Source organism: Streptomyces asiaticus, assembly GCF_018138715.1.
GTDB classification, from domain to species: domain Bacteria; phylum Actinomycetota; class Actinomycetes; order Streptomycetales; family Streptomycetaceae; genus Streptomyces; species Streptomyces asiaticus.
Genome location: NZ_JAGSHX010000006.1, coordinates 2,768,107 through 2,785,248, shown reverse-complemented (window position 1 = coordinate 2,785,248; position 17,142 = coordinate 2,768,107). Strand labels below are relative to the sequence as shown.

Genomic DNA, 17,142 nt, shown 5'->3' with positions numbered 1-17,142 from the left:
CGCCGGCACACCACCGAACACGCCGCCATCGCGGCAGAACAGGAACACCCGTGTCCGATATCTCGATCGTCATCGCGTCGCATTCCGGCTACGGCCACACCGCGCAGATCGCCACGGCCGTCGCGGACGGCGCGCTCTCCATCGCCGGGACGCACGTCCACCGCGTGGACGTCGCCTCCCTCAGTGACGCCGACTGGGAACTGATGGACGCCGCGGACGCCATCATCTTCGGTACCCCCACCTACATGGGCACCGCGTCGGGGGCGTTCCACGCCTTCGCCGAGGCCAGCAGCAAGCGGTGGATGACCCGCGCCTGGAGCGACAAGCTCGCGGCGGGATTCACCAACTCCGGCTCCATGAGCGGCGACAAGCTGCACACCCTGCAGTACCTGGCGCTCCTGGCGGCCCAGCACGGAATGCTCTGGGTGAGCCTGAACCTCCTGCCGGGCTGGAACACCACCACATCCAGCCCCCAGGACGACAACCGCCTCGGCTTCTACCTCGGCGCCGGTGCGCAGAGCTTCAACGACACACCCGCCGTCCACGACGCGGACCTGAACACCGCCCGCCACCTCGGCCGGCGCGTCGCCGAGCACACCCGCATCCACCGCGCCGGACTGACCGCCGCAACGCACTGACACAACGGTCCGCCCAAAATCACCTTTCAGCCGTCGTGCGCTACACGGCGGGGCAACCTGACGCCACCGGTCGATCAGGTAACCGCCTCGATCCGCGACGGCACACGTATGCCTGGCCTCGCGCAGGTGCCTCCGGGGGCCTGCGTCAGTGGGCGCCTGGCAGGCCACGCAGAGTGGGAGGCAAGGCCAAGGCCACTCGGAGGTCGAGGGTCCCCGTCTTGATGCCGCGACCGAGGATCTGCTTGGTCTGCTGCACCCGATAGGCCACCGTGTTGGGGTGGATCACGAGCCGTTCCGCGGTCCGCGTGCGGCTGCGGTTCTCGTCAAGGTAGGCCGCGAGGGTGGTCGCCAGGCGGAGGGTGTTCTCGTCATCGGTGGCGAGGCGCCCGAGCACACGAGTGACGAATGTGCGAGCCTGCTCCGGGTCCACGGTGCCCAGCGCGGCAACGGCCACGTTCCGGTATCGAGTGATGGGCGCGGCATGGGGTTCGCTCAGCATCACCACACGGCGCGCGTGCGTGGCCTCGATATGTGTGCGGCGAAAGCCGTCCAGCCCTTGCGCCGGGTCGCCGGCCACGACCCGAACCCCGTCCGGGGGACGGAGCCGTGCCAGGCCGAGGTCCGATTCGCTGAACGGGGTCGCACGGCTCAGCCATGCGGCCTGCGTCCGCGGGCCCAGCACGCGCGTCAGCGTGGCGTCGGCGCCGACGGTGTGTCCGGCCATCGCCACTGCCCGCTCGACGGCGGAGTCCGCTTGCGCGTCGGACGTGGTCTCGGCCCAGGCGACGCGGCGGGCCGCGAGACGGAACGCCGCATCGGCGAGGCGGTGACGCTGGCGCAGACGACGGGATCGAGACGACGTTCGCCGTCAACCACCTCTCGCCGTATCTGCTGACCGAATCGCTCCTCGACCAGCTCCGCGCCGGCGGGCCGAGCCGGATCGTGAACGTCAGCACCGGTGCGATACGCCTCGCCAAGCGCACCTTCGACGCCGTCGAACCGCCGGGTGGCTACTACGGCTTCCACTGGTACGGCCGGGCCAAGCTCGCCAACCTCGCCTACACCCTGGACCTGGCGGAACGCCTGCGCGGCAGCGGTGTCGCGGTCTTCGCGGCCGACCCCGGCGGTGCCGCGACCGACATGGCCAACGGCACCATACGCTCACCGAAGATCGTCTCCCCGACGCTGCGTCTGCTCTGGCCGCTGGTCCGGCGGGCCATCGAACGCTCCACCGCCGGACCCGCGGCCCTCCTGGCCGCCCGGTCGTCCATCGCCGCCGCGACCGACGCCTCCCTCGACGGCCGGACCGGCCTGCTCATCGGCCCCGAGGCCACCCCCGTCCCCGCCTCCCACGCAAGCACCGACCGCCGGACGGTCGACGACGTACTCAGGCTCAGCCGACAGCTGGCACCCGTTGGCGGCGATCGCTGACCGTGCCCGTCCGACCGCGCCAATCGGGGCCGGGCTCAGCGTTCCGGGTCGGCACTCTTTACTCGCTGTAGAGGCCACATTGAACGGTCCGTGAGGGTCGCCGCCCTAGCCTGGAAGCTTTGTACGACAGGCGCACAGTTCAGCGGGGGAGGCGTCGCATGGGCAGCGGCGGCGGACACAGTGGCGGGCACGGCGGCGGCGAGGTCCTGGACATCAAGGTGGCGGACATCAAGTCCGTCGCGCCGACCTTTCACCACCAGTCGGTGAAGCTGAGTGAGGCGTTGACCACGCTGATCTCGACGCTGGACGGCTATGGGGAGCCGTGGGGGGGACGACAAGCCGGGGAAGGATTTCGGTAAGCAGTACAAGCCGAATCAGAAGCACATCGAGTCGGCGGCCGGGATTCTCGTCCTCGGGCTGACCAGCATTTACGAGGCGATGAACGATATGGCCGACGGGCATGTCGACAACGACAAGCTGATCGAGGGCATGTTCACCAAGGCCAAGCACGGCTCCGGCCATGATCAGGGTCCGGGCGCGGGCGGTCATCGGTGAGTTTCGGGAGCCAGATCGAGGAGAAGGCCAAGGCCCTCCTCATGAAGCTGGGCATGTGGTGGCCGGACGCCGACTCCGGCACCCTGCGCGATGCGGCCGACGCCTGGCGGACGTTCGCCGACAGCGTGGACGATGTGCGGGTGGCGACCGACAAGGCGGCCACGACACTGATCCACCACAACAAGGGCGAGGCGATCGATGCCTTTGAGACCTTCTGGGGGCGTTACGCCAAGGGCAAGGACGAGGGCTGGCTGAGTAATCTCGCCAAGTCGGCCCGGAACATGGCGAAGTTCCTGGAGAAGTTCGCCGACAAGGTCGATGACGCCATCGACGCGCTGAAGGCGCAGATCGCCATCGACGCCGCCGCGCTGGTCGGCGGTCTCCTGCTGACCCCGTTCACCGGGGGCGCCTCGGACGAGGTGGCCGCGGAGATCATCGCGATGGCGAGCGGGCTGGGCATCGCGGTGGAGGAGGCGGTGGCGACGCTGGCCGCGGAGATCTTCACCGGTGCGGTCTTCACCAGCGTGCTGTCGGTGACGATCGACGCGGCGGTGGCCCAGCCGGTGAAGATCGCCCTGGGGCAGCAGCAGGGTTTCAGCCTGGATGAGGTCAACCAGGCGGCCAAGGACGGCATGATCGACGGGGGTATTTTCGGCGCCGGGTTCGGGGTGCTCAAGCCCGGTGTGATGCCGAAGCTCACCGGCGTCCCGGACCTGCTCAGGCCCCCGAAGGTGCCCTCGCTGCGGCCGAACCTCATCGAGGAGGGCCCGGCCGCCCGCCCGGCCAGGAAGTGCCCGTGCACGGGTGAGCCGATCGACATCGCGACGGGTGCGATGCTGATGGAGCAGACCGATCTGACGCTGCCGGGGTCGCTGCCGCTGGTCTTCGAGCGTACCCATGTGTCCTCGTACCGGGGCGGGGTGTGGTTCGGCCCGACGTGGGCCAGTCTGCTGGACGAGCGGGTCCAACTGGACGCGGAGGGCGTGGTGTTCGCCGCGGCGGACGGGATGCGGCTGGTGTATCCGGTGCCGGAGCCGGGGGTGCCGACGCTGCCCGCGAAGGGCGCGCGGTGGCCGCTGGAGTGGGACGGCAAGCCGGACGGCGTCATGACGGTCACCGATCCGGAGGCGGGTGTGGTGCGGACGTTCGTCCGTCCCGCCGCGACGGAGGAGGCGGGCGCGGTCTATCTGGCCCTGGAGAGCCTTCAGGACCGCAATGGCGCGCGCATCGACATCGAACGCGCCTCGGGCGGGAACCCGCTGGCCATACGCCACTCCGGGGGCTACTACCTGGCCATCGACACCGAGGGCCAGCGGGTCACGGCGCTCCGGCTGCTGGATGAGCCGCCGTCGGTCTACACCCCCGAGCAGGGCCGTGAGGGCGGCACGGTGGTGATGCGCTACGGCTATGACGAGGCGGGCAACCTCACCGAGGTCATCAACTCCAGCGGTATGCCCCTGCGGTTCACCTACGACGGCGAGGGGCGGGTGACGTCCTGGACGGACCGCAATGGCACGTCGTTCCGGTACGTCTACGGGCCGGACGGGAAGGTGGTGCGCACCGAGGGCAGCGACGGCGTCTTCAACGGCGGCCTGGAGTATGACGACGAGGCGCGGACGACGGTCTACACGGATTCGCTCGGCCACGCGACGTCGTACCGCTACAACGCCGATGGGCAGCTGATCGAGGAGACCGGTCCGCTGGGCCACACCACGCTGACGGAATGGGACGCGCGCGGCGACCGTAAGGTCGCGGTGACGGATCCCCTGGGGCGCACGAGGCGTTACGGGTACGACGAGGACGGCAACCTCACGACCGTCACCCTCGCTGACGGCGCGGAGGGTCGCGCCACCTACAACGCGTTGTGCCTGCCGGTGGAGGTCACCGAGCCGGGCGGCGGAACGTGGCGCCACACGTACGACGACACGGGCAACCTGACCGCCACCACGGACCCGACGGGGTCGACCACCACCTACGCGTACACCGACCGGGGCCACTTGGCCGAGGTGACGGACGCGCTGGGCAACACCACGCGTCTGACCCCGGATGCGGCAGGGCTGCCCATCGCCGTAACGGACCCGCTGGGGCACACCACGAGCGTCCGGCGGGACGCCTTCGGCCGGGTGGTGGAGGCGACGGATCCGCTGGGCCACATTACCCGTATGGGCTGGACGACCGAGGGCAAACCGGCGTGGCGGGAGGAGCCGGACGGCGCCCGGGAGAGCTGGACCTGGGACGGCGAGGGCAATCTCCTCACCCACACCGACCCGGCGGGCCACACCACCCACCAGACGTCCACCCACTTCGACGTACCCGCCACCCGCACGGAACCGGACGGCGCGAGGTACGCCTTCGCCTACGACACCGAACTGCGGCTGACCGGGGTCACCAACCCTCAGGGCCTGACCTGGACCTACACCTACGACCCGGCGGGCCGGCTCACCTCCGAGACCGACTTCAACGGCCGCACTGTGGCCTACACCCACGATGCGGCGGGCGACCTGCTGACCCGCACCAATGGTGCGGGCGAGACGCTGCACTTCACCCGGGACGCGCTGGGCCGCACGACGGAACAGCGCGACGAGGCGGGCACACGGACGACGTATGCCTATGACGCGCAGGGCGCCCTGACGCGAGCGGCGAATCCGGACGTCGAGCTGACCCTCGAACGGGACGCGCTGGGCCGAGTCCTGTCGGAAACGGTCAACGGCCGGACGACGACGTACGCGTATGACGCCGTGGGCCGCCGCACCGAACGCACGATGCCCTCGGGCCTGAGGAGCGCCTGGACCTACGACGAGTCGGGCCGCCCCAGCCAACTGGCGGCGGGCACGGCGGGCACCCTGACCTTCACGTACGACGCGGCGGGCCGCGAGACGGAACGCCACCTCGGCGAGTCCGTGACACTGACGCAGACCTGGGACGGGTCAGACCGCCTGACCACCCAGACGATCGCCGAGGGCCGTGGCAACGAGGCGAACCGCATCCTCCAACACCGCTCCTACGCCTACCGCCCGGACGGCTACCTCACCGAGATCCGCGAACTGACCTCGGGCACCCGCCGCTTCGACCTCGACCCGTCCGGCCGCGTGACGGCGGTCCACGCGCACGGCTGGACCGAGACGTACGCCTACGACACGGCGGGCAACCTCACGAATGCCACGGCCCCTGACCACGCGTCCCCCGGCGACCGCGAGTTCACCGGCACAGTGATCCACCGAGCGGGCCGCACGACGTACGAACACGACACCCAGGGCCGCCTGACCCGCCGCACCCGCAAACTCCTCAACGGCCAGACCCGCACCTGGACCTACACCTGGAACGCGGAAGACCGCCTGACGGACGCGACAACCCCGGACGGCGACCACTGGCACTACACCTACGACCCCCTCGGCCGCCGCATATCCAAACAACGCCTGGCCGAGGACGGCACGGTGGCGGAATCGCTGACGTTCGCATGGGAAGACACCCGCCTGGCTGAACAATCCACACCAGAGGGCAACCACACCACCTGGGACTACACCCCGGACACCCACCGCCCTCTGACCCAAACCGACCACACGTCACTGGTGCGCGAGCCCGGCGAATCCCTCATAGAGAAATTCACCGGAGCCGATGACGACACCACACCACGCTTCCACGCCATCATCACGGACCTGGTCGGCACCCCAACGGAGTTGGTCACCGCGGCCGGTGACCTGGCCTGGCAACACCGCACCACCCTCTGGGGCACAGATTTCCCCACCGGGGCAAGCACATCAACGGTCGACTGCCCCCTCCGCTTCCCCGGCCAATACGCCGACCCCGAAACGGGCCTGCACTACAACTACATCCGCCACTACGACCCCGAAACCGCCCGCTACGCCGCCCCCGATCCCCTCGGCCTCGCCCCTGCACCCAATCCGACCACATACATCCCAAACCCGTACTCTTGGATCGACCCACTTGGGCTAAAGGCCTGCGGCCCAAAGGGGTTCGAGCCGGGTGCCCAACTCGGTGAGACGAGTAAGCTCGGTGGTTGGATTCCCAAGGAGGTTCCTGACGAAGCGATGGAGTCCATCAATGATGTCAAGAAGTATGGCCGAGACGCTACTGGGTGGGGGGCTCAATGGCATGGGCCAAACCTGACGACGGAGCCGTTCAGTAACAGCGGAAAGAATGGTGCTTACCGCCTTCCGACGCACGATGCTTCGGGTAACCCGATCACTTACCGAGAGTATGGTGCGCCAGCATCAAGCGCGAACCCCAAGCCGGGAGGCGAGAGGACGGTGTGGGGGAGTGACGGCTCCATCTACTACACCCCGACGCACTACCAGACCTACATCGTCGTGGAGAGTCCGAAATGGTGATGGAGCAGAAGTTCTGGATGGAAATCAAACCTTGGCTTCATCTCGTGGTGCCGGATGCGTATGCACCGCTACGGTCATTGCAGCCTTTGCCCGGCCGGACGTTCGCAGCATGGATGAAAGGAAGCGACATGGGCAGCCTGGACGGGGTGTTTCAAAGTTTCTGGGATGGATTTCGATTGCCTGACTACTTCGGGTGGAATCTTCCCGCATTGAATGACTGTTTGCGCGATTTGAATTGGCTGCATGCGGAGCAATACTTTCTATTTGTCGAAGATGCACACAAGATCCTGGCTGAAGAGCATGAGGAATTTCCGGAATTCCTGAAAATTCTTGATGGGGCCGGATCTAAATGGTCGTATGTGAGTCGACCTGGCGTTCGCACCGATAGAGCGAGGTTTCAGGTCGTTCTTTCCTGTACCGAGGAAGGACTTAAGCGCATCCAGCGAGTCGCGGCAGACCTGTAGAAGTGGGAATCGGAGGCGCTCCCGGGCATCGGACGACCTGTATTGTTTGTGGTCCGCCTGACCCACACGACGTGATCGTTGTCGTGGAACAGGTAATTGGCTGTCAGCGCCTCGGTAGTCGCCTGTCGTCCCGGCCTTGACGACCGCGGCGCCCTGGGCGATTGTCGGCTCAGCCCGAGGCGGGCGCCCCGGACGGCCGCCGTCACCGTCTCGGCCGATACGTGGTGGCCGATGTCGTCGGTGTGGAAGGCCGGGAGGCCCATCAGCAGGTCGGTGCTGGGTGGGTCGCATCGAGGGCCAGCCGCGTCTAGCTGGGCCACCTAGCCTCCGTACAGGCTTTCCATGGGTGTCGCCGGTGATCCAGACGACCGTCCCGGTGCCGGTGACTCGAGCGCGCGTAGCTGACGGGTGCTCCGACCGCACGGGGAGCCGCCCCCACGGCCGTGCCCCCGACGGCTCGGCCGTGGGGCAACCCCTCACCCATGGGTGTGTCCCTGGATACAGTGGGTAGCCACAGCGTGCTTGACCACCTCGACCGGAGGCAGACATGGCCCGTGCCTGGGAGGCTGACCCGTCCGCGTTATTCGACCGTCGGCTGGGGAAGTCGGCCGAAGAGCTCGGGAACTCCGACGGCAACGACGAGTGTCCGGACATCTGGCAGCTCGACAACGGTGATGTGGCTGTGATCGGCAGGGATCTGACGGCCGTCTACGGCCCCCGCCTGCCGCAGGGAGTGAACCTCGCTCCTGATGAGCGGCTGGTCGTCATCCCGGGGAACATGCTCCGCGCGGCAAAGAAGGACATCCCCGATGCTTGACCTCCTCGCCCCCGTCCTCGATCCCGAGCAGGGCGATCGGCTCACCCGTACCGCCTACAAGCAGGACTTCCGGCAACGGGAGGACGCGGTCCGTGACGGGAGTTCCTGGAAGCTGGAGCGCCGGCAGCACTTCGAGGAGCAGGGCAGTCCGAGCCGGGACGCCCTGCGTCGGGGTGACTGGGAGGAGGCACTTCGGCTCCTCGCCGACCGGCGCGACACCTTGGCCAAGGCCGCTCAGGAAGACAAGCGCAGGGGATATGCCTTTCACCGTGTGCGGGTGGTCGAGAGCCCACTGACGCCGTATGTGCAGTGGGAACTCCACTCCCAGCGGCAGCGTGCGGAGTACGGGCAGCGGATCAGGATCGTTCCCGCCGAACAGGTGGCCGCCTCGGAGGACACCGGGCCGCTTCCGGAAGTGGTTGTGCTGGGCGGCCGCACCCTCTTCCAAGTCCTCTACACCGAAGCAGGAGTCGCGAACGGCGCGATCCGCTACACCGACCGTGACCTCGTCGAGCGCTGGGAGAACTACATCAAGGCGCTCTACGCGGTGGGTGAAGAGGTGATCTCCTACTTCGACCGCGAGGTGGCGCACCTTGATCCGCCGCCGCTGAGCGAGGCGGGACGGGAGTAGGCCGATCACATCGCCAGGCGGACAGGACGAGCACTTCGGCAGCACCCACTCCGAGCTGTCGGGATCCTCACGTGACTCGTCCAGGCGAGAAGTGTGCACGGAGGCATCCACTTCCACGCGCAGCGCACACCGGACGCGGGGAGCTCCTCCAGCCCCGTCCCACACCAGTTACCGGCCGACGTGGGCGGATTCGTCAACCGAACCGATGAGCTCGGCCAGTTGAATGCCGTCCTCACCAGCGAGGACGGCCGTCCGCTCGTCGTCTCGGTATACGTGATCGCCGGCACCGCCGACGCTGGAAAGACATCGTTGGCACTGCGCTGGGCACACCAGGTCCGGGAGCGCTTCCCGGATGGCCAGCTGTACGCCAATCTGCGCGGCTACGACCCCGGAGAGCCGGTCGCGGCACGCGAGGCCCTGCACCGCTTGCTGATCTCGCTCGGTGTTCAGCCCGAAGCCGTACCGCAGGATCTCGACGCGGCCGCCGCGCTGTACCGCTCGTTGCTGGCCGACCGCCGGGTACTGGTCGTGCTGGACAACGCGGCCACCGTCGGCCAGGTCAGGCCGTTGCTGCCCGGGAGCGCACACAGCCTGGTGCTGGTCACCAGCCGCAGCCGCCTGTCCGGCCTCGCCGTCCGGGACGGGGCCCGCCGGCTCACCCTTGGCGTGCTGCCGGAGCCGGAGGCGGTTGCCCTGCTGCGCGTCGTCACCGCGGGATACCGGCCGGTCGACGACGAACGGCAGCTCGCCGAGTTGGCCCAGCTGTGCGCACGACTTCCGCTCGCTCTGCGGATAGCCGCCGAACGCGCCGCCAGTCATCCCCACCTACGGCTGGACGACCTGATCGCCGACCTACGGGACGAATCGGCCCTCTGGGACGCCCTGAGCACTGGCGACGACGAGGAGGCCGAAGCCGTCCGAACCGTCTTCGCCTGGTCCTATCGCGCCCTGGCCGAGCAGGCCGCCCGCCTGTTCCGCCTGCTGGGCCTACACCCCGGACCCGAGTTCGGGCTGCAAGCCGCCGCGGCCCTGGCAGGGGCGACCAGCATCAGTCGGTCCCGGCAACTGCTGGACTCTCTGGTCGGCGCACACCTTCTGGAACAGACCGCGCCGGACCGCTACCAGTTCCATGACCTTCTGCGCGCCTACGCCATCGACCAGGCCCAGCACGAGGAGCCGCCGGTCGAGCGGGAGGCAGCGCTGCGACGCGTGCTGGAGTGGTACCTGCACACCGCCGACGCCGCGCAGGGCTGGATCAACCCCGCCGAGGACCGTGTGCCCCTCACGCCTGCCCCGGATGACGTCAGCCCGCTGACGTTCTCCGAGTACGACGCCGCCGTGGACTGGGCCGAGCGGGAGCACAACAACCTCCTCCAGGCCATACGTACGGCCGCCGATGCCGGATATGACCGACTGACGTGGCAGATGGCCACAGTCCTGTGGAACGCGCAGTTCCCTTCCGTCTCAGGCACAAGCTGGCCGGCCGTGGGCCACATCGGCCTGGAGGCAGCCGAACGGTTGGACGAACGCGCGGCACAAGGCGCACTCCATGCCTACCTCGGAATGGCCTACACCCGCCTCAACCGCCAGACCGAGAGCCTCGAATCCCACGAGAACGCGCTGGCCATCCGGCGCGACCTGGGCGACCGCCTTGGCGAAGCACGCTCACTCAACCTGATCGGGCTGAACCACCTTCGCGGCAGACGACTCGACCCCGCTGCCCACTACTTCGAGCAAGCCATCTCCGCCTTCCAGGAGCAGGACGCCGCCCACTGGGCCGCCACTGCGCTGTCCAACCTCGCGACCACCCACTACCGCGCCGGGCGGCTCCCGGAGGCGGCGACCGTCATCGACCAGGCCCTTGCAGCGCACCGGACCCTCGGCGATCAGCGCGGCGAGGGCAACATCCTGCGCGTGCTGAGCGACGTCCAGCGTGAGCAGGGCGATATCGAGGCATCCCTGGCCACGGCCCAGGCCGCCCTCGATATCGCCCTCAGCCTCCGTAACCTGCGTCTGGAGGGCTTCTGGCTGCTGACCCTCGGCGATGCCCAGCAGGCGAAGTGCCAGTACGCCGAGGCCTTGACCTCCTACCAGCGCTCCGCCACACTCCACCGACGCCTCGCCGACCGCAGTCGAGAGGCGCTGGCCTGGCAAGGGGTTGGTGAGGTGTACCGCCAGCTCGGACGTCATGCCGAGGCGGCCGACTTCCACCGCCAGGCTGCCTCGACGCACCGCGATCTCGGTGATGAGTGGCACCAGGCCCTGGCTCTGGATGGCCTGGCCTCGGCCGTACTCGACGAAAGCCCGGACGAGGCCCGTCGGCACTGGACAGAGGCGCTGAGGTTCCTCGCCGCTTTCGATGACCCTCGCGCGGTAGCGGTGCGCGAGGGCATCGAACGTCGGCTGACGGAAAGAAGCTGAAGTAGCGGCCGAGGCGGAGGCAGACGTGGACAGGGTCGGGCCGCGGCTTCGGCGGCGCTCATCTTCTTGGCGGCTTCCCAGCCTCCGCCTTCTGGCCGATCAGCCGAAAGATCCGCAAGTTGAACCGGTGAGCTGTTCCGAAAGATCGATTTATAGATTGTCAAAGTCTCCTGCGGTCATGCCTGCCTTGAAGGCTCGCCACTCACCGGAAGTGAAGCAGAGATGCGGACCGGATGAATTCACCCTGAAGGTCGAGAGACGACACGGTCTGCGCTGAGGGGGAGTCGCCATGTCCGAGCCGCTGTATGTTTCCGTGCTACCGACCCGGCCGCATGCCATGGCCGCTTACCAGGGACTGCGGCCCGACATTCAAGCCAGGGTTACCCCGCTGTGGACCTTGCCACCCCGCCCCGGCATGCTGCCGGACCTCCTGGCCGTGGAACTTCGCAAGGATGCGGGCCGGGTTTCCACCGCGCACCGCTATCAGTCCGCTTGGCTGGACGCGCCGTTCACCGACGAGAGCGAGGCCGCTGTCCTGGCCGAAACCCTGCCGCCCGAGTGGTGGGCCCATCGGAACCTGCGCCCGGTGACCGGCCCGGGTCGCCCCGTCCCTCGGTAATCCCTGGCACTGGCGGCGGCTCGGCGGCGTGGCGGCGGTCTCGGTATACGCCTCAGTCGGTCCGCTGTCGTGTATGACCAGTTGGCTTGTGCACCCATGCGTGGCAATCGCTGGCTGACCTGCGGGCGAGATGAGCAAGATCATCACGCTATGACAACGTGATCACTGTCATGGGACTGCGTTTGGCTGCATCCGGCCGCACACACGCGAAGACCCCGCACTCAGCGTCTGGGCTGATGGCGGGGTCTGCTGGCACCTACTTCAAGGTGCCCCCGGCAGGATTCGAACCTGCGCACACGGCTCCGGAGGCCGTTGCTCTATCCCCTGAGCTACGGGGGCTTGCGTCTGTCGCTGCTGTCTCGCGGCGACAGGTAGAACACTATCAGCTCGCAGAGGGTGGTCATGAACGTTTATCGGGAGGCGGCGGTCGGGGGTGGATGTGGGAGCGGAGGGGCGTATACCGCATGTGGAGGGTGGGGCGCAGGGGTCTTGGGGAAAGGTCCCTCGCACGGGGCGGAAGTGGGGAAAACCCGGACGCAGCCGCGGCTGCGCGCCTACTCTTCAGGATGTGCCTGGCTTGTCCGGCCGGGTCCTTGTCGTCGACGACAACAAGGTCATCCGGCAGCTGATCAGGGTCAACCTCGAGCTGGAGGGCTTCGAGGTCGTGACCGCGGCCGATGGTGCCGAGTGCCTGGAGATCGTTCACCAGGTGCGGCCCGATGTGATCACTCTCGATGTCGTGATGCCCAGACTCGATGGGCTGCATACGGCATCGAGGCTGCGCGCTGATGCTCGAACGTGTCATGTGCCCGTCGCGATCATCAGTGCGTGTACGCAGTACGAGATGGACAGCGGGAAGGCGCTGGGCGTCGATGCCTTCCTCGCGAAACCCTTCGAGCCCGTCGATCTTGTCGAGCTCGTGCGGCGGCTGATGAGGCAGGGGGCGGCCGGTGCGGCCGCGCCCGGTGATGCCGAGCCGGTTGTGGGGCCCACCGGGTAGTGGTGGGCCCCAGGCCCGGGTCTCTTCCTTCCGGTTCGGCCCGGGGGATTGGGCTTCGGCTGTGCCCGGGGCTTGGGCTTCCGTTGTGTCCGGGGGTCGGGCTTCGGTTGTGTCCGGGGCTTGGCTTCTTTGGGGGTTCGGGGCCCGGGGCTTCCTTCCGGTCCCGGCCTCGGCTCCCCTGTCGGGTGCTCGTCCGAAGGGCGAAACCGGTTCGCTTTCGTACCCCCCTCCTCCCATACGCTGGTCCCGTGACTCCCGCCCAGCTCTCCCGCACTGTGCTGCACACCGTGCGTCGTGCCGTTGAGGACGACGAGCTGTGCGTTGCCGTGCCGGAGCGGGTGAAGGTGCGGACGCCTCCTCGGCCTGGGTGTGGGGATTACGCCACCAATGTCGCCCTGCTCCTGGCCAGAGGGGACAGGGGTGAGAGGGGTGAGGGGGACGCGCTCGTCATCGCTGAGGTTTTGCGGCGGCGGTTGGTTCGTACGCCCGGGATTGCCCGCGTTGAGGTCGCTGCTCCTGGGTTTCTCAACATCACCCTTGATGCCAGTTCCCATGCTCAGCTTGTGCGCGACATCCTCTCCGCGGGGTCCCGCTACGGGCACGGGGACGCGCTTGCCGGGGTTTCCGTTCCGCTCGGGCCCGCGACCGAGGTGCGGGCCGCCCTGGTCGCTCATGTGGTGCGAGGGCTCGTCCACGCCGCGGGAGGAGTTGTTGTCGCAGGTCGTGGGCCTGTTGTTCGGCCCGTTCCGGTCCCCGGGGTCGAGCTGCTCCGCTCCCTCGGCCCCGACGCCGCCCGCTGGGCGCTGCTTCAGCCCGCCGGGCATGATCTGCCCGATCTCGACCCCTCCCGGCTTCTCTCCCAGCGCGAGGACAACCCCCTTTTCCGGGTTCGGTACGCCCATGCCCGTACCCGCGCCCTGATGCGGAACGCCGGCCAGCTCGGCCTCGCAGCTGAGCCCCAGCCCGAGTCCGGGGCGTACGACCACCCCGCCGAGACCGGCCTTCTCGCTCTCCTCGCCGATCACCCCCGCACCATCGAGGCCGCCGCCCGGCACCGTGCGCCCGACCAGCTCGCGCGGCATCTCGTCGGCGTCGCCGATGCCTTCTTCCGGTTCCATGACCGGTTCCATGACGACTGCCCGGTCCTGCCCTCCCACCAGCACAAACCCTCGGCCGTCCACCGTTCCCGGCTGGCCCTTGCCGATGCCACCGGGGCGGTGCTCGCCGGCGGCCTGCATCTGCTCGGCATCAGCGCACCCGAACATCTGTAGACCTTGTGTAAGACCTTGAGAGAGACAGCAGAGACAGCATGAGCCGTTCCGCCCATCCCGCCGGGCCCCGCCACGCCGATGTCCTCCCCGAGGGGCACTACGCCGCGCCGCCCGCCGATCTCAATCAGCTCGATCCGCGCGTGTGGTCCCGCACGGTCAGCCGGAACGCCGCCGATGGCGTCGTGACCGTCGGCGGGATCGACGTCAAGACGCTCGCGGAGGAGTTCGGGACGCCCGCGTACTTCCTCGACGAGGCCGACTTCCGGGCCCGCTGCCGGGCCTGGCGGGAGGCGTTCAAGGGGGAGGGGGAAGACGCTGACGTGTTCTACGCCGGGAAGGCGTTCCTCTCCCGCGCCGTCGTGCGCTGGCTGAACGAGGAGGGGCTCAACCTCGACGTGTGCTCCGCCGGGGAGCTGGCCACCGCGCTTGCCGCCGGGATGCCCGCCGAGCGGATCGCGCTGCACGGGAACAACAAGTCCACCGCCGAGATCGAGCGGGCGGTCGAGGAGGGCGTCGGGCGGATCGTGCTCGACTCGTTCCAGGAGATCGTGCGGGTCGCGCATATCGCCCAGCGGCTCGGCAGGCGCCAGCGGGTGCAGATCCGGATCACCGTGGGTGTGGAGGCGCATACCCACGAGTTCATCGCGACCGCCCACGAGGACCAGAAGTTCGGCATTCCGCTCGCGGGCGGGCTGGCCGCCGAGGCCGTGCGGCGGGCGCTCAAGCTCGACGGGCTCGAGCTCATCGGGATCCACTCGCACATCGGGTCGCAGATCTTCGACACATCCGGGTTCGAGGTGGCGGCGCACCGGGTCGTGGGGCTGCTGAAGGAGATCCGGGACGAGCACGGCGTCGAGCTGCCCGAGATCGACCTCGGCGGCGGCCTCGGCATCGCGTACACCTCGGAGGACGACCCCCGCGAGCCGCATGAGATCGCCAAGGCGCTGCGCGACATCGTGCACCGGGAGTGCGACGCGGCCGGGCTCGCGGTGCCGCGGCTGTCGGTCGAGCCGGGGCGGGCGATCGTCGGGCCGACCGCGTTCACGCTCTACGAGGTGGGCACGGTCAAGGAGCTGCCGGGGCTGCGGACGTACGTCAGCGTCGATGGCGGGATGTCCGACAACATCCGTACCGCGCTCTACGACGCCGAGTACTCGGTGGCGCTGGTCTCCCGCGCCTCCACCGCCGAGCCGATGCTCTCCCGCGTCGTCGGCAAGCACTGTGAATCCGGCGACATCGTCGTACGGGACGCCTTCCTGCCCGCCGACCTGGCGCCCGGCGACCTGATCGCCGTCCCCGCCACCGGCGCGTACTGCCGCTCGATGGCGAGCAACTACAACCACGCGCTCCGGCCGCCCGTCGTCGCCGTACGGGACGGGCAGGCGCGCGAGATCGTCCGGCGCGAGACGGAGGAAGATCTGCTGCGGCTCGATGTCGGCTAGCGAGATCCGCTACTCGCCGGCCGCTACCGCCAGCGGATTCAGCCAGCGGGTTCGGCCAGCGGGTTCGGCCGGCGGATTCAGCCAGCGAGAAATGGATCTCGGATACTGGACCCGGGACAGAAAATCCCGTCCAGTGCATGAGACTGGTGCACTAACGCGCTGATGCATTAACGCGATGGATGAGAAACGAGGTCGGATGATGCGTACGCGTCCGCTGAAAGTGGCGCTGCTGGGCTGTGGAGTGGTCGGCTCAGAGGTGGCGCGCATCATGACGACGCAGGCGGACGACCTCGCGGCGCGTATCGGGGCCCCGGTCGAGCTGGCCGGGATCGCCGTGCGCCGCCCCGGCCGGGTCCGGGAGGGGGTGCCCGCGGAGCTGGTCACCACCGACGCCACGGCCCTGGTCAAACGCGGGGACATCGATGTGGTGGTCGAGGTCATCGGCGGGATCGAGCCCGCCCGCACCCTCATCACCACCGCCTTCGACCACGGCGCGAGCGTGGTGTCCGCCAACAAGGCGCTGGTCGCCCAGGACGGCGCCGCGCTGCACGCCGCGGCCGAGCAGCGCCGTGCGGACCTCTACTACGAGGCCGCGGTCGCGGGGGCGATCCCGCTGGTGCGGCCGCTGCGCGAGTCGCTCGCGGGCGACAAGGTCAACCGCGTCCTCGGCATCGTCAACGGCACCACCAACTTCATCCTCGACCGGATGGACGGCAGCGGCGCCGGCTACAGCGAGGCGCTGGACGAGGCCACGGCCCTGGGGTACGCCGAGGCCGACCCGACCGCCGATGTCGAGGGCTTCGACGCCGCCGCGAAGGCCGCGATCCTCGCCGGGATCGCCTTCCACACCCGGGTCACCCTCGACGATGTGCACCGCGAGGGCATCACCGAGGTGACCGCCGCCGACATCGCCTCCGCCAAGCGCATGGGCTGCACGGTCAAGCTGCTCGCGATCTGTGAGCGGGCCGCCGACGGCCGGTCGGTCACCGCGCGGGTGCACCCGGCGATGATTCCGCTGAGCCACCCCCTCGCCTCCGTCCGCGAGGCGTACAACGCGGTCTTCGTCGAGGCCGACGCCGCGGGGAAGCTGATGTTCTACGGCCCGGGCGCGGGCGGTTCGCCGACCGCCTCGGCCGTCCTCGGCGACCTCGTCGCCGCCTGCCGCAACAAGCTGGCGGGCGCCACCGGACCCGGGGAGTCCGCCTACAGCCGGCTCCCGGTGAGCCCGATGGGCGAGGTGGTCACTCGCTACCACATCAGCCTGGACGTCGCCGACAAACCCGGAGTTCTGGCGCAGGTCGCCACAGTCTTCGCCGAGCACGGCGTGTCCATCGATACGGTCCGCCAGCAGGGGAAGGACGGCGAGGCGTCCCTCGTCGCCGTGACCCACCGCGCGAGCGACGCCGCGCTGTCGGCGACCGTGGAGGCGCTCCGCCGGCTCGACACCGTCCGCGATGTCGCGAGCATCATGCGGGTCGAGGGCGAGTAGAGGGCGGGTGGAGGG

11 protein-coding genes, 1 tRNA gene and 3 pseudogenes are annotated in these 17,142 nt (G+C 68.8%); 13 read left to right on the top strand and 2 right to left on the bottom strand.

Going from position 1 to position 17,142, the window contains the following annotated elements:
* Positions 1-50: 50 nt before the first annotated feature.
* Positions 51-638 carry a flavodoxin family protein gene (locus tag KHP12_RS19380; protein ID WP_086885717.1) on the top strand — a complete coding sequence of 196 codons (588 nt, stop codon included), beginning with the start codon at positions 51-53 and terminating at the stop codon, positions 636-638.
* A gap of 145 nt (positions 639-783) precedes the next feature.
* Here the strand turns inward: KHP12_RS19380 and KHP12_RS19375 are convergent, their stop codons facing one another.
* The gene (locus KHP12_RS19375) at positions 784-1,362 is read right to left on the bottom strand and encodes a PucR family transcriptional regulator (protein ID WP_246648625.1); all 579 of its coding nucleotides are present in this window, start codon (positions 1,360-1,362) and stop codon (positions 784-786) included.
* 119 nt (positions 1,363-1,481) lie between these two features.
* On the opposite strand from KHP12_RS19375, the pseudogene KHP12_RS52435 reads away from it, so the two are divergent.
* The 8 genes and pseudogenes from KHP12_RS52435 to KHP12_RS19335 form a co-directional block, all read left to right on the top strand.
* Positions 1,482-2,069, top strand: a pseudogene (locus KHP12_RS52435) (SDR family NAD(P)-dependent oxidoreductase); the annotation flags it as partial.
* 158 nt (positions 2,070-2,227) lie between these two features.
* Positions 2,228-2,624: pseudogene (locus KHP12_RS19365) on the top strand (hypothetical protein).
* Complete coding sequence (locus KHP12_RS19360; RefSeq protein WP_498073217.1) at positions 2,621-6,973, top strand: DUF6531 domain-containing protein; 4,353 nt, start codon at positions 2,621-2,623, stop codon at positions 6,971-6,973. Before KHP12_RS19365 ends, KHP12_RS19360 begins: the two are co-directional and overlap by 4 nt.
* Positions 6,967-7,437 carry a barstar family protein gene (locus tag KHP12_RS19355; protein WP_211833212.1) on the top strand — a complete coding sequence of 157 codons (471 nt, stop codon included), beginning with the start codon at positions 6,967-6,969 and terminating at the stop codon, positions 7,435-7,437. The genes KHP12_RS19360 and KHP12_RS19355 overlap by 7 nt, the downstream gene beginning before the upstream one ends.
* Positions 7,438-7,984: 547 nt before the next feature.
* Complete coding sequence (locus tag KHP12_RS19350; RefSeq protein ID WP_086881449.1) at positions 7,985-8,254, top strand: hypothetical protein; 270 nt, start codon at positions 7,985-7,987, stop codon at positions 8,252-8,254.
* A complete protein-coding gene (locus KHP12_RS19345) occupies positions 8,247-8,885 on the top strand; it encodes a DUF6879 family protein (RefSeq protein ID WP_211833211.1) in 639 nt (212 codons plus the stop codon). Before KHP12_RS19350 ends, KHP12_RS19345 begins: the two co-directional genes overlap by 8 nt.
* Positions 8,886-8,978: 93 nt before the next feature.
* Positions 8,979-11,306 (top strand): ATP-binding protein, encoded by a 2,328-nt coding sequence (locus tag KHP12_RS19340; protein WP_308289455.1) that lies wholly within the window; start codon positions 8,979-8,981, stop codon positions 11,304-11,306.
* Between the two features lie 289 nt (positions 11,307-11,595).
* Positions 11,596-11,925, top strand: coding sequence for a beta family protein (locus KHP12_RS19335; protein WP_086881446.1), 330 nt, complete (start codon positions 11,596-11,598; stop codon positions 11,923-11,925).
* A 267-nt stretch (positions 11,926-12,192) separates the two neighbouring features.
* Here KHP12_RS19335 and KHP12_RS19330 read toward each other — a convergent pair.
* Positions 12,193-12,264: transfer RNA gene (locus KHP12_RS19330), tRNA-Arg, on the bottom strand.
* Positions 12,265-12,444: 180 nt separating this feature from the next.
* On the opposite strand from KHP12_RS19330, the pseudogene KHP12_RS19325 reads away from it, so the two are divergent.
* The 4 genes and pseudogenes from KHP12_RS19325 to KHP12_RS19310 all read left to right on the top strand — a co-directional run bounded on the left by KHP12_RS19325 (position 12,445) and on the right by KHP12_RS19310 (position 17,127).
* Positions 12,445-12,925 (top strand): annotated as a pseudogene (locus KHP12_RS19325) (response regulator).
* Positions 12,925-14,196, top strand: coding sequence for an ArgS-related anticodon-binding protein NrtL (gene nrtL, locus KHP12_RS53420; RefSeq protein ID WP_372455207.1), 1,272 nt, complete (start codon positions 12,925-12,927; stop codon positions 14,194-14,196). The pseudogene KHP12_RS19325 and the gene nrtL overlap by 1 nt, the downstream one beginning before the upstream one ends.
* 38 nt (positions 14,197-14,234) lie before the next feature.
* Positions 14,235-15,638, top strand: coding sequence for a diaminopimelate decarboxylase (lysA, locus tag KHP12_RS19315; protein ID WP_138913795.1), 1,404 nt, complete (start codon positions 14,235-14,237; stop codon positions 15,636-15,638).
* A 196-nt stretch (positions 15,639-15,834) separates the two neighbouring features.
* The gene (locus KHP12_RS19310; RefSeq protein ID WP_037951059.1) at positions 15,835-17,127 is read left to right on the top strand and encodes a homoserine dehydrogenase; all 1,293 of its coding nucleotides are present in this window, start codon (positions 15,835-15,837) and stop codon (positions 17,125-17,127) included.
* The last annotated feature ends 15 nt before the right edge of the window (positions 17,128-17,142 follow it).